This is a genomic window from Citrobacter portucalensis (assembly GCF_023374935.1).
Lineage (GTDB): Bacteria > Pseudomonadota > Gammaproteobacteria > Enterobacterales > Enterobacteriaceae > Citrobacter > Citrobacter portucalensis.
This window is the reverse complement of sequence record NZ_CP092466.1, coordinates 3,433,620-3,457,035: the sequence shown is the minus strand read 5'-3', so window position 1 is coordinate 3,457,035 and position 23,416 is coordinate 3,433,620. Positions and strand designations below refer to the sequence as shown.

Sequence of the window (23,416 nt, the reverse complement as noted above, 5' to 3'; positions counted from 1 at the left end):
TATGCTGGAACTCAATTTCTCCCAGACGCTGGGGACGCATTGCCTGACGCTCAACGAAACGCTGCCAGCCAGCGGCATCACCGCTATTTTTGGCGTTTCCGGCGCGGGCAAAACCTCACTGATTAACGCCATCAGCGGCCTGACGCAGCCGCAGTCAGGACGCATCGTGCTCAACGGTCGGGTCTTAAACGACGTCGAGAACGGTATCTGTTTAACGCCGGAAAAACGCCGGGTGGGCTATGTTTTCCAGGATGCGCGCCTGTTCCCGCACTATAAAGTGCGCGGCAACCTGCGTTACGGAATGGCGAAAAGCATGGCCGGACAGTTTGATAAGCTGGTGTCGCTGTTGGGCATTGAACCGCTGCTTGACCGTTTGCCCGGCGGTCTTTCTGGCGGTGAAAAGCAGCGTGTCGCCATCGGTCGGGCGCTGCTGACCGCGCCTGAGTTATTGCTGCTTGATGAGCCGTTAGCCTCGCTGGATTTACCGCGTAAACGCGAACTGCTGCCTTACCTGCAACGCCTTGCACGTGAAATTAATATTCCGATGCTGTACGTCAGCCACTCGCTTGATGAGATTTTGCACCTGGCGGATAAAGTGATGGTGCTGGAGAACGGGCAGGTCAAAGCGTTCGGTTCGTTGGAAGATGTCTGGGGTAGCAGCGTGATGCACCCCTGGCTGCCTAAGGAACAGCAAAGCAGTATTCTGAAAGTCAGCGTGCTGGAACATCATCCACACTATGCGATGACCGCGCTGGCGCTCGGCGATCAGCATCTGTGGGTCAATAAGCTGGAGCAACCGCTGCAAACCGCGCTGCGTATTCGTATTCAGGCCTCTGATGTTTCACTGGTGCTCCAACCCCCCCAGCAGACCAGTATTCGTAACGTTCTCCGGGCAAAAGTCGCGCAATGTTATGACGATAACGGTCAGGTGGAAGTTCAGCTTGAGGTGGGCGGTAAGACGCTGTGGGCAAGGATCAGCCCGTGGGCCAGGGATGAACTGGGTATCAAACCTGGCCTGTGGCTGTACGCGCAAATTAAGAGCGTATCGATTACCGCCTGATTACAGCAGGTGGGAGTAGATAAATTTCGCAATGCTGTCTGTGGTGTTGTCACCAATCACGAAGTTGGCGCGGGCTTTGACCGCGTCATCCGCGTTGCCCATCGCCACCCCGGTACCTGCGGCTTCCAGCATGCTGATGTCGTTAAAGTTATCGCCAAAGGCAATCACGTTTTCCATTGACCCGCCCTGTGCTTCAATCCACTGGGTCAGGCGTCGTCCTTTGCTGTTGCCTTTACGGGCAATGTCGACCTGATCGTGCCAGGACCATTCACACTCCAGCCCCAGCTGTTGCTCGACGTGCCGACCAAACTGCTGCAATTTCGGAATATCTTCATCGGTCAGGGCAAATTTCCAGACGGCGTTAACGTCATGCGCGGCCTGCGCCAGCGAAGGAACCTGGGTGAAGGTCGGGCGCTGTTCCGGCGGCAGAGTTTGTGCCCAGTTAGCGGTACGCACCACATGCCCGGTTGGGCGCTCATACAGCATGGCCTCATCCACATACATCAGCCCGTGGATCTGATGTTCATCCAGCATTTCGATCAGCTGTAATGCCTGGTCAACCGGGAGGGGATCGGATTCCAGTACCTTTTTTGCCTGATAATCATACAAGTAGGTACCGTTACAGCAAATTGCAGGTGTATCCAGCGCCAGTGCCTGATAAAAAGGATGAATAGCAACGTGATGGCGACCTGTGACAATGATAAGTTGGTAGCCTGCTTCTCTGGCGCGCGAGAGCGCTTCGAGAGAGGATGGCAGCAAGGTTTTTTTCGGGGTCAACAGGGTACCGTCTAAATCCAGGGCAATCACGCGTGCGGTCATAGTTTTTTCCAGATTAAGGTTGAGAATTTTGTCTGCTGGAATGGTACACCGAGACGGGAGCCGGACAAAATTCTGAGCCTTAATTAAGCATTCACCGTTAAAAGCGTCTACCTTAGGCGTGTGTCAGGCAATTGCAGCCACCTGCCAAAAAGCAAAGGAGTATTCATGAAGCAAACCGTTTATACCGCCAGCCCTGAAAGTCAGCAAATCCACGTCTGGAGCCTGAATCACGATGGTTCTCTGACGCTGACGCAGGTGGTTGATGTACCGGGTCAGGTACAGCCGATGGTCGTCAGCCCGGATAAGCGTTACCTCTATGTTGGTGTGCGCCCGGAGTTTCGCGTGTTGGCTTATCGTATTGCGCCTGATGACGGAGCGCTGACCTTCGCGGCAGAGTCTGCGCTGCCGGGTAGCCCGACGCATATTTCTACCGATCATCAGGGACGTTTCGTGTTCGTAGGCTCTTATAATGCGGGTAGCGTGAGCGTCACGCGTCTGGAAGATGGCCTGCCGGTGGAACTGGTTGACGTGGTAGAAGGTCTGGATGGTTGCCACTCAGCCAACATCTCTCCGGATAACCGTACCCTGTGGGTTCCGGCGTTGAAACAGGATCGTATCTGCCTGTTTGACGTTAGCGATGATGGCCATCTGGTTGCGCAGGAACCAGCTGAAGTGACTACCGTTGAAGGCGCGGGCCCGCGTCATATGGCGTTCCATCCGAATAAGCAATATGCCTACTGCGTGAATGAACTGAACAGCTCTGTTGATGTCTGGGAGCTGAAAGATCCTTACGGCAAGATTGAGTGTGTGCAGACGCTGGATATGATGCCTGCTGATTTCGCGGATACCCGTTGGGCAGCAGATATTCACATCACACCGGATGGTCGTCATCTGTATGCCTGTGATCGTACCGCCAGCCTGATTACGGTCTTTAGCGTCTCTGAAGATGGCAGCGTGCTGACCAAAGAAGGTTTCCAGCCTACCGAAACTCAGCCGCGCGGTTTTAATATCGATAACAGAGGTAAATACCTGATTGCAGCCGGGCAAAAATCGCACCATATCGCGGTATACGAGATTGCTGGCGAACAAGGACTGTTGACGGAGAAAGGTCGTTACGCGGTAGGACAAGGCCCGATGTGGGTGGTGGTTAACGCGTACTAAAACGCCAGGCGTTACAAACGATCCGCAATCTTGTGAAGATTGCGGGTTTTTTTTGCTTATTTAGCAAACGACATGTTTTCCTGACACTTAGCCACAGATGTCCAAAGGCTATCTGTATCATCTGCCCATAAATTAAGCAGAAGAGAGAAGAAACGTTCAGCGGGAGGGGAGAGGATAGCGTCTTTACGCCGAATAACTCCCAGCGTGCGTCTAATCACAGGCTCAACCAGTGGGATCCCTATCAGCGTTGGATGCGGCGTTTGCGGCATTGCTAACCCTGGTAATGCGGAAACACCTAGTCCAGCTTCAACCAGACCCAGCGAAGTGGACAGATGACGAACCTCGTAAAACCAGTTCAACTTCCACGGTTTGTCGGACAAATGTTGTTCAATCAATAATCGGTTACCGCTTGAGGAACGAACGCCTATCAGTTTGTAATTCAGCAATTCTTGCCACTCAACCAACTGCTTACTAGCGAGCGGATGATCGCGTCGACAAGCCAGAACAAATGGTTCATTAACCAGTGGAGTGAACTCGATAGAGGAATTTGTGATGTTGTTCATGTTTATTCCAAAATCTGCCTCATTACAAAGTACGGATTCCATACAATTATTCGTACCTTGTTCAATAATTCGCACTTTGATATTGGGATATCGTTCATTAAATTTTCCAATTGCCAACGGCAAGAAATAGAAAACCGCGGTAGGAATACAGGCTAATGTCACTATACCGTGATGATGAACATTCATTTCACTGATGTTAAAAATGGTCTCATCCAACGCTCTAATTAATTCTCTGGCTTCAGGTAAAAGCATTGCCCCCGCTTTTGTTAATGTGACTTTGCGAGTTGTTCTTTCAAATAGCTGGGTGTGTAAATACTCTTCCATTTTTTTAATCCTGCGCGTTAATGCAGGTTGCGTAATATTGAGTAACTTGGCGGCATTGTTAAAAGAATCGGACTCTGCCAACGTAACAAATGCCTTCATGCTCGATAGTTCGTGTTTCATTTTGACTCCGGACTCAATCAGGGAAGCCCCTGTCTAAGATGAAAGTGTCCAGTGTATCCGCAATTCATAAATTTTAATTAATAAAAATAAATCACTAATCACACAAACAAAGTCATTAGCCACCCTATTCATGACATGCAACCATGTATGTAGTGGAAATAATATTGAGAGCATTGTTATGAAAAAAATACCTTGCGTTATGATGCGTGGAGGAACCTCCAGGGGTGCATTTTTATTAGCACAAGATTTACCAGAAGAAGAAAAACAGCGGGATGAAATATTGATTGGGATTATGGGTTCTGGCAATGCGTTGGAAATAGATGGCATTGGCGGTGGCAATCCGTTAACCAGTAAAGTCGCGATTATTAGTCTTTCAAACGACCCCAACGCTGATATCGATTATTTATTTGCTCAGGTACTGGTACATGAGCAACGGGTCGATACCACACCCAACTGTGGCAATATGCTTTCCGCCGTTGGTGCGTTTGCTATTGAAAAGGGGTTGATTGCTGCTTCTACGCCGACCACCCGCGTACGCATTCGCAATGTGAACACCAACACGTTTATCGAAGCTGATATACAGACGCCGCATGGTGTTGTTGAGTATGAAGGAACGGCAAGAATTGACGGTGTCCCGGGAACATCGGCCCCTATTGCGTTGACGTTTCTTAATGCCGCAGGTTCTAAAACCGGGCATATTTTTCCGACGGGCCAACACATCGATTATATCAACTCAGTTCCGGTGACCTGTATGGATATGGCGACACCTGTCGTAATTATTCCTGCCGAATACCTTGGGAAAACGGGCTATGAATCAGCGGAAGAACTGGATGCAGACAACGAATTATTGTCGCGCATTGAGTCTATTCGTTTACAGGCCGGTGAAGCTATGGGGCTGGGTGATGTCAGCAATAAGGTTCTCCCAAAACCGATTCTCATCTCTGCACCTCAACACGACGGCGAAATTAATGTTCGTTATTTTATGCCGCACTCTTGCCATAAAGCGCTGGCGATTACCGGGGCGATAGCTATCGCCAGCAGCTGTGTCATTAACGGTACTGTTTCGCGTCAGGTAACGGCGGGGGCGCATTACGGGAATATCACTATCGAACATCCTGGCGGCACTCTTGATATTCATTTAACCAATAAAGGGGATGAACCTGAAACTATCAGAGCTTCGGTTATTCGGACCGCCAGAAAAATATTCGCTGGTGATGTTTTCCTTCCCTGACAGCATTGGCCTCATTTCTCTGCGATCGCAGAAAAACGAAAATACTGTATTGCCTGTACAGATTATTCAGGATTAATAAATGAACGTTAAATCATTATGGAAGCTAATTTTAATATTAGCGATCCCCTGTATTATTGGTTTGATTCCTGCCCCAGCGGGATTAAGTGAACTAGCGTGGGTGCTGTTTGGTATTTATCTTGCGGCCATTGTCGGACTGGTGATCAAACCGTTTCCTGAACCGGTGGTGTTACTGATTGCCGTTGCCGCCTCTATGGTAGTTGTCGGAAATTTAGGCCACGGGGTACTGAAAACCAGCAGTGTGTTGAGCGGTTATGCTTCCGGTACTACGTGGTTGGTTTTCTCGGCATTTACGTTAAGTGCTGCTTTTGTGACGACGGGGCTGGGTAAGCGCATTGCTTATATTCTGATCGGTAAAATTGGTAACACCACGCTTGGTCTTGGCTATGTGACCGTATTCCTTGATCTGGTATTAGCTCCGGCAACACCGTCAAATACCGCGCGAGCGGGAGGAATTGTATTGCCCATTATCAATAGCGTGGCGGTGGCGCTGGGCTCTGAGCCAGATAAGAGCCCGCGCCGTGTCGGTCACTACCTGATGATGACGGTCTATATGGTTACCAAAACGACCAGCTATATGTTTTTTACTGCGATGGCAGGAAACATTCTGGCGTTGAAAATGATCAATGATATCTGTCATTTACAATTGAGCTGGGGGGGATGGGCACTTGCAGCAGCTTTGCCTGGACTGGTTATGCTGTTGGTAACGCCTTTAGTTATCTATTTTATGTATCCCCCTGAAATTAAAAAGGTTGATAACAAAACTATTGCTAAAGCCGGGCTTCAGGATTTAGGGCCAATGAAAGGGCGCGAAAAAATGCTGCTGGGTATCTTCGTCCTTGCGTTATTGGGATGGATTTTCAGTAAAAGCCTTAGCGTTGATGAATCAACGGTAGCGATTGTCGTAATGGGTATGATGCTTTTGTTGGGCGTGGTTACCTGGGATGATGTGGTTAAAAATAAGGGCGGCTGGAATACCTTAATCTGGTATGGCGGTATTATCGGGTTAAGTTCGTTATTATCGAAAGTGAAATTCTTTGACTGGTTAGCCGAACTATTCAAAAACAACCTCGACTTTGGTAATCACGGCAATGTGGCGTTCTTCGTTATTTTGTTCCTGAGCATTATCGTTCGATATTTCTTTGCGTCAGGCAGTGCATATATTGTGGCAATGATGCCGGTATTTGCCATGCTGGCGAATGTCTCCGGCGCACCATTGATGTTAACCGCGCTGGCATTACTCTTCTCTAACTCCTATGGTGGAATGGTCACCCATTATGGCGGTGCCGCGGGTCCGGTTATTTTTGGCGTTGGCTATAACGATATTAAATCGTGGTGGCTGGTGGGAGGCATGCTGACCTTACTGACCTTTATTGTCCATATCACCCTGGGCGTGTGGTGGTGGAGCATGTTGATTAACTGGAACATGCTGTAAACCATAAGCCAGATTCAAATTATTAATTGACTGCGCACTAATATAAGTACGGGATTACGGAGTATCAAATGATTACGTTGTATGAAAAAGGAGTTTATCTCTCCGATAATAATGAAGTTGTAGCTGAGGATTCTTTGCCAGGGCATATCTGCAAAGAGGATGCGAAAAAAGGAACTATAGCGTGGTCGATTCTCTCCGCACATAATACGTCCGGTGATATGAATAAGCTTAAAATTAAGTTTGATTCATTAGCCTCACACGATATTACCTTTGTCGGTATTATTCAGACTGCAAAAGCCTCTGGTATGGAACGTTTTCCGCTGCCGTATGTTCTGACTAACTGCCATAACTCATTATGTGCAGTAGGGGGAACTATTAATGGTGACGATCATATGTTTGGTCTGTCTGCGGCACAGCGTTACGGTGGAATCTTTGTGCCGCCACATATTGCTGTTATCCATCAATACATGCGTGAAATGATGGCGGGCGGCGGCAAAATGATCCTTGGCTCAGACAGCCATACACGTTACGGCGCATTGGGTACGATGGCGGTAGGAGAGGGGGGCGGTGAGCTGGTCAAGCAGCTGCTAAACGACACCTGGGACATTGATTATCCTGACGTCGTTGCCGTTTATCTGACCGGGAAACCCCCAGCAGGTGTTGGTCCACAGGATGTGGCGTTAGCGATCATTGGCGCGGTATTTAAAAATGGCTACGTCAAAAATAAGGTCATGGAGTTTGTCGGCCCTGGTATTCGCCATCTCTCAACGGATTTTCGCAACAGCGTTGATGTTATGACCACCGAAACCACCTGTTTGAGCTCCGTCTGGCAAACGGATGACGAAACTCGCAGTTGGCTGGCATTACACGGTCGCGAACAAGACTATCGCCAGCTCAGTCCGCAGCCTATGGCCTGGTACGACGGTTGCATTCATGTTGATTTGAGTGCGATTAAGCCGATGATTGCGCTGCCATTCCATCCAAGTAATGTCTATGAGATTGATACTCTCAATGAGAATCTGACGGATATTCTCCGGGAGATTGAAGTTGAATCTGCACGTATCGCGCAGGGTAAAGCCAGCCTCTCGTTGTTGGATAAAGTAGAAAATGGCCGCTTAAAAGTACAGCAGGGGATCATTGCTGGATGCTCGGGCGGCAACTATGAAAACGTGATTGCTGCGGCGCAGGCATTACGTGGTCAATCCTGCGGTAATGATGCTTTCTCGCTTGCTGTCTACCCCTCGTCACAACCGGTGTTTATGGATTTAGCACAGAAAGGTGTCGTTACAGATTTACTGGGCGCGGGGGCTGTCATCAGAACCGCATTCTGCGGTCCATGCTTTGGCGCAGGCGACACGCCAATCAACAATGGTCTTAGCATCCGCCATACCACGCGCAACTTCCCTAACCGTGAAGGCTCGAAACCGGGCAATGGTCAAATGTCAGCCGTTGCGCTGATGGATGCGCGATCAATTGCGGCTACGGCAGCCAACGGAGGATTCCTCACTGCTGCGACGGATCTGGACTGCTGGGATACGGTGCCAGACTATGCGTTTAATCCTGCACCTTATAAGAGTCGCGTATACCAGGGATTCGTAAAAGGGGCAACGCAGCAGCCGCTCATTTACGGCCCGAACATTAAAGACTGGCCGGAACTGGGCGCATTAACGGAAAATATTCTGCTGAAAGTGGCCTCGAAGATCCTTGATGATGTGACAACAACGGATGAACTTATCCCGTCCGGTGAAACCTCATCGTATCGCTCTAATCCACTAGGACTGGCGGAATTTACGCTGTCTCGACGAGATCCTGGGTATGTGGGAAGAAGTAAAGCGACGTCGGAGCTGGAAAAAAGGCGCGTGGAGGAGGGCGATGTCAGCGAACTGGCGTCAGTTTTCGAACGCATCCAACAGATTGCCGGTCAGGAAAATGTGCAACCGTTGGATACTGAGATTGGTAGCATGATTTACGCCGTCAAACCTGGCGATGGCTCGGCGCGCGAGCAGGCGGCGAGCTGTCAGAGAGTGATTGGCGGCCTGGCAAATATTGCCCAGGAATATGCCACCAAGCGTTACCGTTCCAACGTTATCAACTGGGGTATGCTACCGCTCCAGATGGCAGAGCAACCTTCATTTGAAGTGGGTGACTATATCTATATTCCCGGTATTCGCCGCGCGTTAGATGAGTGCAGTAAAGAAATCGAAGCGTATGTGCTTCACGATGATGGTGCGGTGAGTGAAATCAGTGTGTATATGGAAAGTCTGACCGCAGAAGAGCGTGAAATTATTAAGGCAGGGAGTTTGATTAACTTTAATAAGTCGCGTTTGGTGTAACACTAATTGTATGCCGGAGAGGGCGATTTTCGTCGCCATCCGGCACATTGCCCGGCAGAGCATGAATCTGCCGGGTTTACATCAGAGAATGACGTTTACTGCTTAGGTTCAGCAACCACTTTGCTACCGATACCGCGGTTGTTGTATTCCCACATACGGTTGAAGTTGGTGTCGTTCAGGTTACGCTGGATTTCACCTTTGTCATCTTCCGCACCGGTATTACCGGCAAACGGGCGTTTTGCGATAACGCTGTCAGCCCATGGTTTTGCCATGTTAAAGCCTTCGTTAATCACGCTGTCACGAATCACGACCTGACCGTTAGTGTTGGAATCGACATCCAGCGAGCGGCCTAACTGCGCCACGCCATCGCCACTTGCCGTGAAGCGACTATTAATCGCCAGGAAACCGTAGTAGATGTTTGACAGGGTAGCCGGTGCGAACACATAGGCTTCCTGCTGGGTACGGGAGTTCACTACGCGGAAATCGGTGTTATCGAACACTACGGCACCGCGACCGGAAACGATATCCACATCGCCTTCAATGTAGCTGTTGGTAACCAGCGTACGCGGCTGACGATCGTTTTCCAGACGGTTTTGTACGCCGCTATTGGTCACGAAGAAGGTATTCTGGCGGCCCAGGATATTGACCTTGTTGATCTGCACTTTATCGCCATCGGTACGCAGTGCAACGGCCGGGTGGTTACCCGCATCAACGCTGTCACCCAGGTTGTTTTCGATGGTCAGGTTCTGCAATTGCAACCCGTTGTTTTGCGACCAGACGACAGCAGAACACATCACGCCAATATTCGTGCCGCGTTTGTTCTGGCAATTATCAAACATATACCACGCAGGTTTACCCGGCATGTATTTACCGGCTGGGTTCACCGTACGACGCCAGTCAGCGGTGCTCATTTCACCGTCAATGGCCTGGCCAATTTTCACATCAAGCGGTTTTTCGCCCATGCCGTACAGCGTCAGGCTACCTGTTGCTGCCGGGATATATACCGTGCCCTGGTACTCGCCTGGCATAATCGCGATGTACTGACGTTTGTTAGTACGTTTGATGATTGCTGCATCAACAGCGGCCTGAATGCTGGTATGGGTGACGCCCTGAGTCCCTGCCGGGCCAACGACGAAGTCAGGCTGTGCAGGCAGAGAAATAGAAGAAGGGCTCCACGGCGCGGTGTTTGGCGTCAGCGCGGAAAAATAGTGCGCAGTAACGAAGTTTTTCGCTTCATTGGCCGACAAAATTGGGCGCGAAGAGGTTCCTGGCGCGGTTTGATCGGAAGGAATTTGATCGGGCGGCGTAGAGCTACAGGCGGTCAGCGTCACGCCAAAAGCCATTGCCAGCGCCAGACGGGAAACTGATGATATGTTCACAGGTTGCTCCGGGCTTTGAAAGTTATCCATTAAAGCCTGCTTTTTTATACTAAGTTGAGCGAAACGGGAAGGCGAAAAGGTAAAAAGTTGTTTTTTATCGCAGCAATGTCTGGCGCGGAGAGTCTTTATATCACAAATAGATAACAATTATGGTTCTTCAGGTTGACAACATCCCTATAATCAAAAATAAATGTCTATACAACCTATGACAAGTGGTGAGTCGAATGCAGCAATTCTTCCCTGATGATGTTATCTGGCGCAATGTTCGTCTGGCGACTATGGACCCTGAACGTGGTACCCCATATGGGCTGTTGGATGGTCACGCGCTGATCGTCCGCCAGGGCAAGATTCGCGATATCGTCCCGGAATCATCGTTATATCTCACGCATGACAATACTTTTGATATGCAGGGCAGGCTGATTACGCCAGGCCTGATTGATTGCCATACGCATCTGGTCTTTGGCGGAAACCGCGCAGGTGAGTGGGAGCAGCGACTAAATGGTGTCTCCTACCAGCAGATAAGCGCTCAGGGTGGGGGGATCAATGCCACCGTATCGGCGACCCGCAGCGCCACGGATGAACAACTCTTTCACGTAGCCCATCAGCGGATGGAACAGCTGATCAAAGAAGGTGTTACGCTGCTGGAAATAAAATCCGGCTACGGCCTGGATTTGCCGACAGAAGAGAAAATATTGCGCGTGGTGGCAGCGCTGGCGGCAGAGAGTATCGTTGAAATCAGCCCGACGCTGTTGGCCGCGCATGCAACTCCAGCGGAATACCGGGATGATCCTGACGGCTATATTACGCTGGTGTGTGAGACCATTTTGCCGCAATTGTGGGAACAAGGGCTGTTTGAGACCGTCGATCTGTTCTGTGAAAGCGTTGGTTTTTCGTTGGCGCAGAGTGAGCGGGTGTTTCAGGCTGCACAGGCGCTGGGCATCCCGATTAAAGGCCATGTCGAACAACTGTCATTGCTTGGCGGCGCACAGTTGGTAAGCCGCTACCAAGGGCTATCCGCCGATCATATTGAATACCTCGATGAAGCGGGCGTGGCGGCGATGAGCCAAAGCGGTACGGTCGGCGTGCTGCTGCCCGGCGCATTCTATTTCCTCAAAGAGCAGCAGCGCCCACCGGTAGCGTTGCTGCGTCAATATCAGGTACCGATGGCGGTAGCGACAGATTTTAACCCCGGTACCAGTCCGTTTATCAGCCTGCACTGGGCAATGAATATGGCCTGTGTTCAGTTTGGCCTGACGCCGGAAGAAGCATGGGCGGGCGTAACCCGTCATGCGGCCCGGGCGCTTGGGCGTCATGCCACCCACGGTCAATTGAAGGCCGGGTTTGTGGCCGATTTTGTGGTGTGGGATGCAACCCTCCCGGTCGAGATCCTGTATGAACCCGGGCGCAATCCGCTCTACCAACGCGTATTCAAAGGACAAATAGCATGACCAACTGGCAACCCGTTTCTCCTGCGCTATGGCAGGGTCGTGATGACCGCGCCGAATCGCCGAATGCGCTGCGCCTGTTTCAGACTATCACCCTGAGCCCGACGTTTAGCCCAGAAATATACCGCGAGCAGATAGCGTTGCTCGGGTTTGCCTGCGACGAAGGCGTTAAACGTAATCAGGGGCGCACGGGCGCTGCCGGAGCACCCGATGTGCTGCGCAAGGCGCTGGCGAATTTAGCCAGTCATGATGGGCATTATCGGCTGGTGGATCTGGGAAATATTGTGGCGCAGGCTCCCGATCTTGAGGGCGCGCAGCAGGCGTTACGCAATGCGGTACAGCACTGTCAGCACGAGAATATGCGTACCTTCGTTTTGGGCGGAGGACACGAAACCGCCTTTGCGCACGGCGCAGGCGTACTGGACGCGTTCCCGCAGGCGAAGGTGGGGATAGTCAACTTCGATGCGCATCTCGATTTGCGCAAAGCTGAACAAGCTACATCCGGTACGCCATTTCGCCAGCTGGCGCAGCTTTGCGATGAACAGCAGCGTGAATTTCACTATGCCTGTATCGGCGTCAGTCGGGCGGCAAACACCCAGGCGCTTTGGGATGAGGCCCAGCGGCTCGGTGTTACCGTGGTGGAGGATCTGCATTGCGATACGGCGCAGGCGCAGTTAGCGCAGTTCATTGCCAATCTGGATGTCATCTATCTGACAATCGACCTCGACGTGCTGCCGGTGTGGGAAATGCCCGGCGTGTCGGCCCCCGCCGCGCTTGGCGTACCGTTGGCGACGCTGCTGAGACTGATTGAGCCTCTGTGTCGTAGCGGTAAACTCCTGGCGGTGGATATGGTTGAATTTAATCCACGCTTTGACGATGATGGCAGAGCAGCACGCGTGGCGGCGCGATTAGGCTGGCAAATCGCCCACTGGTGGCACTGATATACCTGATGGCGTTGCGCTTATCAGGTTCGGGTAATGCCTGTAAACTCTACCCACTCACATTTTCAGCTTAAGGAAGGCTCACGCATGCTCCCATCCCGTTCTGCTCCGGCTCCTTTTTACGAAAAGGTCAAACAGGAGATCAGCGAAAAAATTGCCAGCGGTATCTGGCAGCCTCACGATCGCATTCCTTCTGAGGCAGAGCTGGTGGCGCAATATGGTTTCAGCCGCATGACTATCAACCGGGCGCTACGTGAGTTAACGGATGAAGGTTTACTGGTGCGTTTGCAGGGCGTCGGGACGTTTGTCGCCGAGCCAAAAGGCCAGTCCGCGCTGTTTGAAATCCGCAGCATCGCGGATGAAATCAACGCCCGTCAGCATCAGCACCGGTGCGAAGTGCTGACGCTGGAAAAAACCCAGGCCAACGCGCAGCAGGCTTTGGTGTTAAACGTCAAAGAAGGCACATCCATTTTTCACTCTGTCATGGTGCACTACGAGAACGATCTGCCGGTACAGATTGAAGATCGCTGCGTGAATGCCGAAATTGTGCCGGAGTATCTGGCGCAGGATTACAGCCAGACCACGCCGCACGCATACCTGTCGCTGATCGCCCCGCTGACGGAAGGTGAACATATTGTTGAAGCGGTACGTGCCAGCGCTGAAGAGTGCGCGCTGCTGAATATCAAAGAACACGATCCCTGCCTGCTGATCCGCCGTAAGACCTGGTCTGCATCGTCCATAGTCTCTCATGCCCGCTTGCTGTTCCCGGGTTCCCGCTATCGCCTGCAAGGGCGGTTTATGTCCTGATACAGGACATGAAAACCGTGATTGCTGACGCAATATAATAAAAATGTATCTTAATTGTTAAAATCACCCTTGCGATGACTTGTATAGACAAGTATATGTTTCTTATCTATCCGACGTTCGCGAGGAGTTTTCTGTCATGTCCCATAGCAAATATCGTCAGCAGGATATTCGTGCCCCACGCGGCACCACCTTAACGGCCAAAAGCTGGCTGACCGAAGCGCCGCTGCGCATGTTAATGAATAATCTGGATCCCGATGTGGCGGAAAATCCGCATGGGCTGGTGGTATACGGTGGGATTGGCCGCGCCGCGCGGGACTGGGAATGTTATGACGCCATCGTCAACGCGCTGACCAAACTGGAGACCGATGAAACTCTGCTGGTCCAGTCCGGAAAACCGGTAGGCGTATTCAAAACTCACGACAACGCACCGCGCGTGCTGATTGCCAACTCCAATCTGGTGCCACATTGGGCTACCTGGGAACACTTCAACGAACTGGACGCCAAAGGGCTGGCGATGTACGGCCAGATGACCGCCGGGAGCTGGATCTACATCGGCAGCCAGGGCATCGTGCAGGGGACTTATGAAACCTTCGTTGAGGCCGGGCGTCAGCATTATCAGGGTAACCTCAGCGGACGCTGGGTGCTGACCGCCGGGCTGGGCGGCATGGGCGGAGCACAACCGCTAGCCGCTACACTTGCGGGTGCGTGTTCGCTGAACATTGAATGCCAGCAAAGCCGAATTGATTTCCGTCTGCGTACCCGTTACGTCGACGAGCAGGCGACATCGCTTGACGATGCGCTGGCGCGTATCGACAAATACACCCGCGAGGGTAAAGCTGTCTCCATTGCGCTGTGTGCTAATGCCGCCGACGTTGTGCCGGAACTGGTGAAGCGCGGTGTGCGCCCGGATATGGTCACCGACCAGACCAGCGCCCACGATCCGCTGCATGGTTATCTGCCGTGCGGATGGAGTTGGGAAGAGTATCAGGAAAAAGCGGTGTCCGATCCGCAGGGCACGGTGCAGGCGGCGAAACGTTCAATGGCAACGCACGTTGAGGCGATGCTGGCGTTTAGCAAAATGGGCGTGCCGACGTTTGATTACGGCAACAACATTCGCCAGATGGCCAAAGAGATGGGCGTGGAAAACGCCTTTGATTTCCCCGGCTTCGTACCTGCTTATATTCGCCCCCTGTTCTGTCGCGGTATAGGCCCGTTCCGTTGGGTGGCACTGTCGGGCGATCCGCAGGATATTTATAAGACAGATGCCAAAGTGAAAGAGATCGTGGCTGATGATAAGCACCTTCATCACTGGTTGGATATGGCGCGTGAGCGGATCAACTTCCAGGGCTTACCAGCGCGTATCTGCTGGGTCGGCCTGGAGTGGCGACAAAAGCTGGGGCTGGCGTTTAATGAGATGGTGCGCAGCGGTGAAGTATCTGCGCCGATTGTTATTGGCCGTGACCATCTGGACTCCGGTTCTGTTGCCAGCCCAAACCGCGAAACAGAAGCTATGCGCGACGGTTCAGACGCCGTATCCGACTGGCCGCTGCTGAACGCGCTGCTTAACACCGCCAGCGGAGCGACCTGGGTGTCGCTGCATCACGGCGGCGGGGTTGGCATGGGCTTCTCTCAGCATGCCGGGATGGTGATTGTTTGCGATGGCACCGATGAAGCCGCGGCGCGCATCGCCCGAGTCTTACATAACGATCCGGCTACCGGGGTGATGCGCCACGCCGACGCCGGGTATGACATTGCGGTGGAGTGCGCCGTTGAAGAAGGGCTGAATTTGCCAATGATTGCTGCGACGCAGGAGAAACGCTGATATGAACACCATGACACTCACGCCGGGCCAACTGAGTTTTACCCAGCTACGTGAAATCTGGCAGCAGCCGGTCAAACTGAACCTGGATGCCGGGGCGATTGATGCAATCAACGCCAGCGTCGCCTGCGTCAATAATATTGTCGCTGAAGGCCGTACGGCGTATGGCATTAATACCGGCTTTGGCCTGTTGGCTCAGACCCGTATCGCCACGGAAGATTTGCAGAATTTACAGCGTTCGCTGGTGCTTTCGCATGCGGCAGGCGTTGGCGAGGCGCTGGATGACGCAATGGTTCGCCTGATTATGGTGCTGAAAATCAACAGCCTGGCGCGTGGTTTTTCCGGCATTCGTTTGAGCGTGATTGAAGCGCTGATTGCGCTGGTGAATGCCGAGGTGTATCCACTGATCCCGGCGAAAGGGTCGGTGGGCGCATCGGGCGACCTGGCGCCGCTGGCACATATGTCGTTGACGCTACTGGGCGAAGGTAAAGCGCGCTGGCAGGGGGAATGGCTCCCGGCTACCGACGCGCTGAAAAAGGCCGGACTGGAGCCGATCACGCTGGAGGCGAAAGAGGGACTGGCGCTGCTCAACGGCACTCAGGCTTCCACCGCCTTTGCACTGCGCGGGTTAATTGAAGCTCAGGAACTGTTTGCGTCTGCGACGGTGTGCGGGGCGCTGACCACAGAAGCCGTGCTGGGCTCCCGTCGTCCGTTTGACGCCCGTATTCATGCCGCGCGAGGGCAGCGTGGGCAGATTGATGCCGCAACGCTGTACCGTCATGTGTTGACCGACTCCAGCGCGCTTTCGCAGTCGCATCATAACTGTGAAAAAGTGCAGGATCCGTATTCTCTGCGCTGTCAGCCACAGGTGATGGGGGCATGTCTGACACAAATGCGCCAGGTGATGGATGTCCTGCTGGTTGAAGCCAACGCGGTTTCCGACAACCCGCTGGTGTTTGCCGAAGAGGGCGATGTGATCTCCGGTGGGAATTTCCATGCTGAACCGGTGGCGATGGCGGCAGATAATCTGGCGCTGGCGATTGCGGAAATCGGCTCGTTGTCAGAGCGGCGCATTGCGCTGATGATGGACAAACATATGTCGCAGTTGCCGCCGTTCCTGGTGAAAAATGGCGGGGTTAACTCCGGCTTTATGATTGCTCAGGTAACTGCCGCCGCACTGGCGAGCGAGAACAAAGCGCTGGCGCATCCGCACAGCGTGGACAGCTTGCCGACATCTGCTAACCAGGAAGATCATGTTTCTATGGCTCCGGCGGCGGGGCGCAGACTGTGGGAGATGGCAGCAAATACGCGCGGCGTGATTGCCGTGGAGTGGCTGGCGGCGTGTCAGGGGATTGACCTTCGTGAAGGGTTAACCTCCAGTCCGTTGCTGGAGCAGGCGCGACAGGCGCTGCGCGAGCAGGTTGCCCACTACACGCAGGATCGCTTTTTTGCCCCGGATATTGAGTGCGCGACCGAGCTGTTAGCGCAAGGAACGCTGCTGCAATTGCTGCCTGAATTTCTGTAGAAAATTGCCTGATGTCGACGCTGACGCGTCTTATCAGGCCTACGGTCTGCTTTGTAGGCCGGATGAGGCGAAACCGACATCCGGCACAACACAGCTTAGCTAAACATCGCCGTAATCGAGGCGCTGGCGAGCGAGTGGAAATGGACGTTAAATCCAACCATCGCGCCGCTGGCACCTTCATCGACATCAATACGCTCCACATCCAGGGCGTGAACCGTAAAGATATAGCGGTGGGTTTCCCCCTTCGGCGGCGCAGCGCCACCATAACCAGCTTTACCAAAATCTGTACGGGTCTGAATCACCCCATCCGGTTGTGCAACCAGCCCGGAGCCGAATCCTTGCGGGAGTACGCGGGTATCAGCCGGCAGATTTACCACCACCCAATGCCACCAGCCGGAGCCGGTTGGCGCATCAGGATCAAAGCAGGTCACGACAAAGCTTTTGGTTCCTGCGGGTACGTCATCCCACGCCAGGTGGGGGGAAATATTATCCCCGTCATACCCCATGCCGTTAAAGACGTGGCGATGCCCAAGCTTATCGCCATCGCGCAGATCGTTACTGATTAGTTTCATGCTGACTCCTCTCGTTAGCCAAAAAGTGTAGCCAGAAACCGTAGAGCTTACCGCTGATTAATCGCTAAAAAATGTTGCATTGCGCACAGCCTCGTTCACGGCCTGCGTCAGGCGACGCAACTGATCGGGCTGGATGATGTACGGCGGCATCAGGTAGATGAGCTTGCCAAACGGTCTTATCCACACGCCCTGTTCGACAAAGAACTTCTGTAACGCTGCCATATTCACCGGATGCGTGGTTTCGATGACGCCGATGGCGCCGAGCACGCGTACGTCCGCGACCCAACTGGAGTCCGCCGCCGGGGCGAGTTCTGCCCGCAACTGCGCTTCAATGGCCGCTACCTGCGCGCGCCACTCGCCGGTTTCGAGTAACGACAGGCTGGCGGAGGCGACGGCGCAGGCCAACGGATTGCCCATAAAGGTTGGGCCGTGCATGAAGCATCCGGCTTCACCGTTGCTGATGGTTTCTGCGACCTGACGTGTGGTCAGGGTTGCTGAAAGGGTCATTGTCCCGCCGGTTAACGCTTTGCCCAGGCATAAAATGTCCGGAGTGATGTCGGCATGCTCGCAGGCAAACAGCTTGCCTGTACGACCAAATCCGGTGGCGATTTCATCGGCAATCAGCAGGATCCCTTCACGGTCGCACATCTTACGGATGCGTTTTAACCATTCGGGATGATACATGCGCATACCGCCAGCGCCCTGTACGATTGGCTCAAGGATCACCGCCGCAATTTCGTGGCGGTGTGCGGCCATCAGACGGGCAAAAGGCACCATATCCAGTTCGTCCCACTCGCCGCCCATGCGGCTTTGTGGGGCAGGCGCAAACAGGTTATCCGGCAGATACCCTTTCCACAGACTGTGCATTGAGTTGTCGGGATCGCAGACCGACATCGCGCCGAAGGTATCACCGTGATAACCGTTACGAAATGTCAGGAAACGCTGGCGGGATTCGCCTTTAGCCTGCCAGTATTGCAGCGCCATTTTCATCGCGACTTCTACGGCGACCGATCCTGAATCCGCGAGAAAAACGCACTCCAGCGCCTCTGGGGTCATCGCTACCAACTGGCGGCACAGCGCAATGGCCGGGGCGTGGGTAATGCCGCCAAACATCACATGCGACATGGCATCAATCTGCGTTTTCATCGCGGCGTTCAACTGCGGGTGATTGTAACCGTGGATTGCCGCCCACCAGGATGACATGCCGTCAATCAGCTTCTCACCGCTGGCTAAAATCAGTTCGCAACCTTCGGCGCGCGCCACCGGATAAACCGGCAACGGGGAGGTCATGGAGGTGTATGGGTGCCAGATATGGCGTTGGTCAAACGCAAGATCGTCCGTTGTCATAATCGACTTGTAAACCAAATTAAAAAGATTTAGGTTTACGAGTCTACACCAAACTAACAACGAAACGTATACCAATATGGCTCACTCTTCTCGCTGGAAAATGTCGCAAGTCACCGAATTATTTGAAAAACCGCTGCTGGATCTGCTGTTTGAAGCGCAGCAGGTTCATCGTCAGCATTTCGATCCGCAGCAGGTTCAGGTCAGTACGCTGCTGTCGATTAAGACCGGTGCTTGCCCGGAAGATTGCAAATACTGCCCGCAAAGCTCCCGCTATAAAACCGGTCTGGAAACAGAACGGTTGATGGAGGTTGAACAGGTACTGGACTCGGCACGCAAGGCGAAGCAGGCCGGCTCAACGCGGTTTTGCATGGGCGCGGCGTGGAAGAACCCGCATGAGCGCGATATGCCGTACCTGGAACAAATGGTGCAGGGCGTGAAAGAACTGGGGCTGGAAGCCTGTATGACGCTGGGCACGCTGGACGAATCTCAGGCCCAGCGCCTGGCCAATGCGGGTCTGGACTACTATAACCACAACCTCGACACCTCGCCGGAATTTTACGGCAATATCATTACCACCCGCTCGTACCAGGAGCGCCTGGATACGCTGGATAAAGTGCGCGAGGCGGGCATTAAAGTTTGCTCCGGCGGGATTGTTGGGCTGGGTGAAACGGTGACCGACCGCGCGGGTCTGCTGCTGCAATTAGCGAATCTGCCGACGCCGCCGGAAAGTGTGCCGATCAACATGCTGGTGAAAGTGAAGGGCACGCCGCTTGCCGATAACGACGACGTAGATGCTTTTGATTTTATTCGTACTATCGCCGTGGCGCGTATCATGATGCCGACCTCATACGTGCGTCTTTCTGCCGGGCGCGAGCAGATGAACGAACAAACCCAGGCGATGTGCTTTATGGCCGGGGCCAACTCGATTTTCTACGGCTGCAAACTGCTGACCACCCCGAACCCGAACGAAGATAAAGATTTGCTGTTATTTCGCAAGCTGGGTCTTAACCCGCAGCAAACTGCGGTACTGGCGGGCGATAACGAACAGCAACAACGTCTGGAGCAGGCGCTGCGTACCCCGGATACCGACGATTACTACAACGCGGCAACCGTATGACCTGGCAGCAAAAAATTGACGATGCACTAACAGCGCGTCGTAGTGCTGATGCGTTGCGTCAGCGCTATGCGGTGACGCAGGGTGCCGGTCGCTGGCTGCAGGCCGACTGTCGCCAGTATCTGAATTTCTCCAGCAACGACTACCTCGGCTTAAGCCACCATCCGCAGATTATCTGCGCGTGGCAGCAGGGCGCTGAGCGTTTTGGCGTCGGCAGCGGCGGCTCGGGCCATGTCAGCGGTTATTCCGTTGCTCATCAGGCGCTGGAAGAAGAGCTGGCGCAGTGGCTCGGCTATTCCCGGGCGCTGTTGTTCATCTCTGGTTTTGCCGCCAATCAGGCGGTCATTGCCGCACTGATGGGAAAAGATGACAAGATTGTTGCCGACAGGCTCAGCCATGCCTCGCTGCTGGAGGCTGCCAGTCTTAGCCCTGCCGTGTTACGTCGCTTTACCCATAACGACTCGCAACATCTGGATCGTCTGCTGACAGCCCCCTGTCCGGGGCAGCAGCTGGTGGTCACCGAAGGCGTGTTCAGCATGGATGGCGACAGCGCGCCGCTGGCAGAAATCCACGCGGTGGCGAAACGGCAGGGCGCGTGGCTGCTGGTGGATGATGCGCATGGGATTGGCGTAAGCGGTGAGGAAGGGCGTGGTTCGTGCTCTCGACAGCAGGTGAAACCTGAGCTGTTGGTGGTGACGTTTGGCAAAGGGTTCGGCGTCAGCGGTGCGGCGATCCTGTGTTCTGATAGCGTGGCCGATTATCTGCTGCAGTTTGCCCGTCATCTGATCTACAGCACCAGCATGCCGCCAGCCCAGGCTCAGGCCTTGCGCGCCGCGCTGGCGGTGATCCGCAGCCGCGAAGGCGATGAGCGCAGAGAAAAGCTGGCGATGCTTATCCAGCGTTTTCGCGCAGGGGTGAATACTACGGATTTGACGCTGGCGCATTCAGACAGCGCGATTCAACCGCTGATCGTTGGCGACAATCATAAAGCCTTGCAACTGGCACAGACGTTACGGCAACAGGGATGCTGGGTGACGGCGATTCGTCCACCGACGGTGCCGGTTGGGACGGCCAGGCTGCGGATTACGCTGACCCAGGCGCATGAAGTCCAGGATATCGACAACTTACTGGAGGTGCTGCATGGCGCAGGTCAATAAGCAGGCGATTGCCGCTGCGTTTGGTCGCGCGGCCACGCACTATGAGCAACATGCGGAGCTTCAGCGTCAGAGCGCCGATGCGTTACTGGCACAACTCGATGGCCGGGCGTTCTCACGGGTTTTGGACGCGGGCTGTGGGCCTGGGCGTATGAGTCGCTACTGGCGGGAGCAGGGGAGCGAGGTCTGTGCTCTGGATCTGTCGGCGCAAATGCTTACGCAAGCGCAGCGTCACGATGTCGCCCATCACTATCTGCTGGCGGATATCGAAGCCATTCCGCAGGCCGCTGCCACTTTCGACCTGGCCTGGAGCAATCTGGCCGTGCAGTGGTGCAACGACCTGCGCGGCGCGTTACGCGAGCTATACCGGGTGGTGCGTCCTGGCGGGGCGGTGGCGTTTAGTACGCTGGCGCAAGGGTCGATGCCGGAACTTCGTCAGGCGTGGCGAGCAGTTGATGACCGGGAGCATGCCAACCGTTTTTTGCCCGTGGAGCAACTGGAAAACGCTCTGTGCGGCTGGGACGTTGAATACCAGTCTCATGCCGTCACGCTGTGGTTTGACGATGCGCTGAGCGCCATGCGCTCGCTGAAGGGCATTGGCGCGACGCATTTGCATGATGGACGCGAGCAGCGTGTGTTGACCCGCTCGCAGTTGCGCCAGTTACAGCTCGCCTGGCCCTGTCAGCAGGGTAAATATCCGCTGACCTATCATCTTTTTTTGGGAGTAATTCAACGTGACTAACACATATTTTGTCACCGGGACGGACACCGAAGTAGGTAAAACTATCGCCAGCTGTGCGTTGCTTCAGGCGGCGGGACAGCTGGGGTTGCGAACGGTCGGCTATAAGCCGGTGGCGTCAGGCAGTGAAATGACGGCTGAAGGTCTGCGAAACAGCGATGCGCTGGCTCTACAGCGCAACAGCGTTGTGGCAGTGGATTATGCGGCCATCAATCCGTATACCTTCGCCGAACCTACCTCACCGCATATCATCAGTGCTGACGAAGGGCGCCCCATTCAGGCCTCAGTGATGTCTGCGGGTTTACGCTTGCTTGAAGAACAGGCTGACTGGGTATTGGTGGAAGGCGCAGGCGGATGGTTTACGCCACTGTCGCCAACGCTGAGTTTTTCTGACTGGGTAAAAGCGGAACAACTGCCGGTGATTCTGGTGGTTGGCGTTAAGCTCGGTTGTATCAATCATGCCATTTTGACCGCCCAGGCAGTGCAGCAGGCCGGGCTGACGCTCGCCGGATGGATTGCCAATGATGTGATGCCACCTGGCAAGCGTCATGCTGAATATATGGCGACGCTAAAGCGTGCGCTTGCGGCTCCGCTACTGGGGGAAATTCCCTGGCTGGCAGAAGAGCCGGAACGAGCATCGACTGGTCGTTATATCGATCTTAGCGTTTTGTCTCTGGCATCCACCAGTCGTTGATTAGCGGGTCGCTGAATTGTGTTATTTGCCCTTGAGCCACGTTGCGTCCACGATGTAACAAGCAATAGCAGTCGGCGACCCGACGAATGAATGGCAGGCTCTGCTCCGCGAGCATAATGGCGATGCCAAGCTCCTGGCTTAGCCTCACAATCAGATTCCCCAGTTTGTGGATATACGCCTGGCCACTTCCTCGCGTCGGCTCATCGAGGATCAGCAGGCGCGGGCGAGTGACCAGTGCACTGGCGAGTGCAAGCTGGTGCTGATTTTCCTCCGACAATGCCACCCCTTTGGCCTGACGCAGTACAAACAGCTGTGGAAACAGGCGGTAAATATCGCTGCTGTTCATCGCTTCGCTTTCCTCAACCGCCTGGCGCGCAATGTGCAGATTTTCCTCTACCGTCAGCTGCGAAAAAATTCGCCGTTCCTGCGATACACAGTTAATACCCAGCGCAATGCGCTTTGCCGCCGGAATCTGAAGCAGATCGCAAGGTGGTGCGCCAGCCTGATGCCAGAACATGGTTCCGCTCTCAATCGGTAAATTGCCTGTGATGCAATTGGCCAGCGTGGTTTTTCCCATCCCTGGAAGACCCAGCACGGCGGTACATTTGCCGGGCAACAGGTCGAGATCGACATCCCAAAGCGAGTGTTGATTACCGTAATAGTGATTCACTGCACGAAGACTCAACATAGATTTCTCCCTCATGATGATATCCGCCTCGCGGGCTGATGGTCGGGAGAAAACTGCAAATCTCTTGC

Annotated in this window: 20 protein-coding genes; 14 read left to right on the top strand and 6 right to left on the bottom strand. The window is 53.8% G+C overall.

Features of this window, described 5'->3' with window-relative positions:
* Position 1: 1 nt before the first annotated feature.
* The gene (modC, locus tag LY264_RS16840) at positions 2-1,060 is read left to right on the top strand and encodes a molybdenum ABC transporter ATP-binding protein ModC (RefSeq protein WP_048226054.1); all 1,059 of its coding nucleotides are present in this window, start codon (positions 2-4) and stop codon (positions 1,058-1,060) included.
* Here the strand turns inward: modC and LY264_RS16835 are convergent, their stop codons facing one another.
* Positions 1,061-1,879: a pyridoxal phosphatase gene (locus tag LY264_RS16835; RefSeq protein WP_048226052.1), complete on the bottom strand. Its 819-nt coding sequence runs from the start codon at positions 1,877-1,879 to the stop codon at positions 1,061-1,063. It lies immediately after the preceding gene.
* Between the two features lie 165 nt (positions 1,880-2,044).
* On the opposite strand from LY264_RS16835, the gene pgl reads away from it, so the two are divergent.
* The gene (pgl, locus tag LY264_RS16830; protein WP_020996535.1) at positions 2,045-3,040 is read left to right on the top strand and encodes a 6-phosphogluconolactonase; all 996 of its coding nucleotides are present in this window, start codon (positions 2,045-2,047) and stop codon (positions 3,038-3,040) included.
* Positions 3,041-3,096: 56 nt separating this feature from the next.
* On the opposite strand, the gene LY264_RS16825 is transcribed toward pgl, so the two are convergent.
* Positions 3,097-4,047, bottom strand: coding sequence for a LysR family transcriptional regulator (locus LY264_RS16825; RefSeq protein ID WP_048214645.1), 951 nt, complete (start codon positions 4,045-4,047; stop codon positions 3,097-3,099).
* Between the two features lie 178 nt (positions 4,048-4,225).
* Here LY264_RS16825 and LY264_RS16820 point away from each other — a divergent pair, with 178 nt between their 5' ends.
* The 3 genes from LY264_RS16820 (at position 4,226) to LY264_RS16810 (ending at position 9,124) form a co-directional block, all read left to right on the top strand.
* Complete coding sequence (locus LY264_RS16820; RefSeq protein WP_048226050.1) at positions 4,226-5,278, top strand: 4-oxalomesaconate tautomerase; 1,053 nt, start codon at positions 4,226-4,228, stop codon at positions 5,276-5,278.
* Between the two features lie 79 nt (positions 5,279-5,357).
* Positions 5,358-6,791: an anion permease gene (locus LY264_RS16815; protein ID WP_048214643.1), complete on the top strand. Its 1,434-nt coding sequence runs from the start codon at positions 5,358-5,360 to the stop codon at positions 6,789-6,791.
* A gap of 68 nt (positions 6,792-6,859) precedes the next feature.
* On the top strand, positions 6,860-9,124 hold the full coding sequence (locus LY264_RS16810) for a hydratase (RefSeq protein WP_048226048.1): 2,265 nt from the start codon (positions 6,860-6,862) through the stop codon (positions 9,122-9,124).
* 95 nt (positions 9,125-9,219) lie between these two features.
* Here the strand turns inward: LY264_RS16810 and LY264_RS16805 are convergent, their stop codons facing one another.
* Positions 9,220-10,503 carry a putative acyl-CoA thioester hydrolase gene (locus tag LY264_RS16805; protein ID WP_048216339.1) on the bottom strand — a complete coding sequence of 428 codons (1,284 nt, stop codon included), beginning with the start codon at positions 10,501-10,503 and terminating at the stop codon, positions 9,220-9,222.
* A 224-nt stretch (positions 10,504-10,727) separates the two neighbouring features.
* Here LY264_RS16805 and hutI point away from each other — a divergent pair, with 224 nt between their 5' ends.
* The 5 genes from hutI (at position 10,728) to hutH (ending at position 17,040) form a co-directional block, all read left to right on the top strand.
* Complete coding sequence (gene hutI, locus LY264_RS16800; RefSeq protein ID WP_048226045.1) at positions 10,728-11,951, top strand: imidazolonepropionase; 1,224 nt, start codon at positions 10,728-10,730, stop codon at positions 11,949-11,951.
* Positions 11,948-12,889, top strand: coding sequence for a formimidoylglutamase (hutG, locus tag LY264_RS16795; RefSeq protein WP_071692380.1), 942 nt, complete (start codon positions 11,948-11,950; stop codon positions 12,887-12,889). Before hutI ends, hutG begins: the two co-directional genes overlap by 4 nt.
* An 87-nt stretch (positions 12,890-12,976) precedes the next feature.
* Positions 12,977-13,696 carry a histidine utilization repressor gene (locus tag LY264_RS16790; protein ID WP_003831502.1) on the top strand — a complete coding sequence of 240 codons (720 nt, stop codon included), beginning with the start codon at positions 12,977-12,979 and terminating at the stop codon, positions 13,694-13,696.
* A 136-nt stretch (positions 13,697-13,832) separates the two neighbouring features.
* The gene (hutU, locus tag LY264_RS16785; protein ID WP_048226042.1) at positions 13,833-15,518 is read left to right on the top strand and encodes a urocanate hydratase; all 1,686 of its coding nucleotides are present in this window, start codon (positions 13,833-13,835) and stop codon (positions 15,516-15,518) included.
* Between the two features lies 1 nt (position 15,519).
* Positions 15,520-17,040 carry a histidine ammonia-lyase gene (gene hutH / locus LY264_RS16780; protein WP_048226039.1) on the top strand — a complete coding sequence of 507 codons (1,521 nt, stop codon included), beginning with the start codon at positions 15,520-15,522 and terminating at the stop codon, positions 17,038-17,040.
* A gap of 95 nt (positions 17,041-17,135) precedes the next feature.
* Here the strand turns inward: hutH and LY264_RS16775 are convergent, their stop codons facing one another.
* Positions 17,136-17,612 carry a kinase inhibitor gene (locus LY264_RS16775; protein ID WP_048214637.1) on the bottom strand — a complete coding sequence of 159 codons (477 nt, stop codon included), beginning with the start codon at positions 17,610-17,612 and terminating at the stop codon, positions 17,136-17,138.
* Positions 17,613-17,669: 57 nt separating this feature from the next.
* Positions 17,670-18,959, bottom strand: a complete 1,290-nt coding sequence (gene bioA / locus LY264_RS16770) for an adenosylmethionine--8-amino-7-oxononanoate transaminase (protein ID WP_048226038.1) — start codon at positions 18,957-18,959, stop codon at positions 17,670-17,672.
* Between the two features lie 76 nt (positions 18,960-19,035).
* Here bioA and bioB point away from each other — a divergent pair, with 76 nt between their 5' ends.
* From bioB to bioD, 4 genes are read left to right on the top strand one after another with little or no spacing between them, the layout of a single operon-like run.
* Positions 19,036-20,076: a biotin synthase BioB gene (gene bioB, locus LY264_RS16765; protein ID WP_048226036.1), complete on the top strand. Its 1,041-nt coding sequence runs from the start codon at positions 19,036-19,038 to the stop codon at positions 20,074-20,076.
* Positions 20,073-21,230, top strand: coding sequence for an 8-amino-7-oxononanoate synthase (gene bioF, locus LY264_RS16760; protein ID WP_048214635.1), 1,158 nt, complete (start codon positions 20,073-20,075; stop codon positions 21,228-21,230). Before bioB ends, bioF begins: the two co-directional genes overlap by 4 nt.
* Positions 21,214-21,969: a malonyl-ACP O-methyltransferase BioC gene (bioC, locus tag LY264_RS16755; protein ID WP_048226034.1), complete on the top strand. Its 756-nt coding sequence runs from the start codon at positions 21,214-21,216 to the stop codon at positions 21,967-21,969. The genes bioF and bioC overlap by 17 nt, the downstream gene beginning before the upstream one ends.
* Positions 21,962-22,660, top strand: coding sequence for a dethiobiotin synthase (gene bioD / locus LY264_RS16750; protein WP_048214633.1), 699 nt, complete (start codon positions 21,962-21,964; stop codon positions 22,658-22,660). The genes bioC and bioD overlap by 8 nt, the downstream gene beginning before the upstream one ends.
* On the opposite strand, the gene LY264_RS16745 is transcribed toward bioD, so the two are convergent.
* Complete coding sequence (locus LY264_RS16745) at positions 22,626-23,348, bottom strand: ABC transporter ATP-binding protein (protein WP_048214632.1); 723 nt, start codon at positions 23,346-23,348, stop codon at positions 22,626-22,628. The genes bioD and LY264_RS16745 overlap by 35 nt on opposite strands.
* Positions 23,349-23,416 lie beyond the last annotated feature (68 nt).

Bases quoted from the DNA above. Each gene is read 5' to 3' on its own strand.
- hutU (WP_048226042.1), top strand. From the start codon at position 13,833: ATGTCCCATAGCAAATATCGTCAGCAGGATATTCGTGCCCCACGCGGC.
- LY264_RS16825 (WP_048214645.1), bottom strand. From the start codon at position 4,047: ATGAAACACGAACTATCGAGCATGAAGGCATTTGTTACGTTGGCAGAG.
- bioF (WP_048214635.1), top strand. From the start codon at position 20,073: ATGACCTGGCAGCAAAAAATTGACGATGCACTAACAGCGCGTCGTAGT.
- bioB (WP_048226036.1), top strand. From the start codon at position 19,036: ATGGCTCACTCTTCTCGCTGGAAAATGTCGCAAGTCACCGAATTATTT.
- LY264_RS16810 (WP_048226048.1), top strand. From the start codon at position 6,860: ATGATTACGTTGTATGAAAAAGGAGTTTATCTCTCCGATAATAATGAA.
- LY264_RS16790 (WP_003831502.1), top strand. From the start codon at position 12,977: ATGCTCCCATCCCGTTCTGCTCCGGCTCCTTTTTACGAAAAGGTCAAA.
- hutG (WP_071692380.1), top strand. From the start codon at position 11,948: ATGACCAACTGGCAACCCGTTTCTCCTGCGCTATGGCAGGGTCGTGAT.
- bioC (WP_048226034.1), top strand. From the start codon at position 21,214: ATGGCGCAGGTCAATAAGCAGGCGATTGCCGCTGCGTTTGGTCGCGCG.
- LY264_RS16815 (WP_048214643.1), top strand. From the start codon at position 5,358: ATGAACGTTAAATCATTATGGAAGCTAATTTTAATATTAGCGATCCCC.
- bioA (WP_048226038.1), bottom strand. From the start codon at position 18,959: ATGACAACGGACGATCTTGCGTTTGACCAACGCCATATCTGGCACCCA.
- hutH (WP_048226039.1), top strand. From the start codon at position 15,520: ATGAACACCATGACACTCACGCCGGGCCAACTGAGTTTTACCCAGCTA.
- pgl (WP_020996535.1), top strand. From the start codon at position 2,045: ATGAAGCAAACCGTTTATACCGCCAGCCCTGAAAGTCAGCAAATCCAC.
- LY264_RS16745 (WP_048214632.1), bottom strand. From the start codon at position 23,348: ATGTTGAGTCTTCGTGCAGTGAATCACTATTACGGTAATCAACACTCG.
- hutI (WP_048226045.1), top strand. From the start codon at position 10,728: ATGCAGCAATTCTTCCCTGATGATGTTATCTGGCGCAATGTTCGTCTG.
- LY264_RS16820 (WP_048226050.1), top strand. From the start codon at position 4,226: ATGAAAAAAATACCTTGCGTTATGATGCGTGGAGGAACCTCCAGGGGT.
- LY264_RS16775 (WP_048214637.1), bottom strand. From the start codon at position 17,612: ATGAAACTAATCAGTAACGATCTGCGCGATGGCGATAAGCTTGGGCAT.
- LY264_RS16835 (WP_048226052.1), bottom strand. From the start codon at position 1,879: ATGACCGCACGCGTGATTGCCCTGGATTTAGACGGTACCCTGTTGACC.
- modC (WP_048226054.1), top strand. From the start codon at position 2: ATGCTGGAACTCAATTTCTCCCAGACGCTGGGGACGCATTGCCTGACG.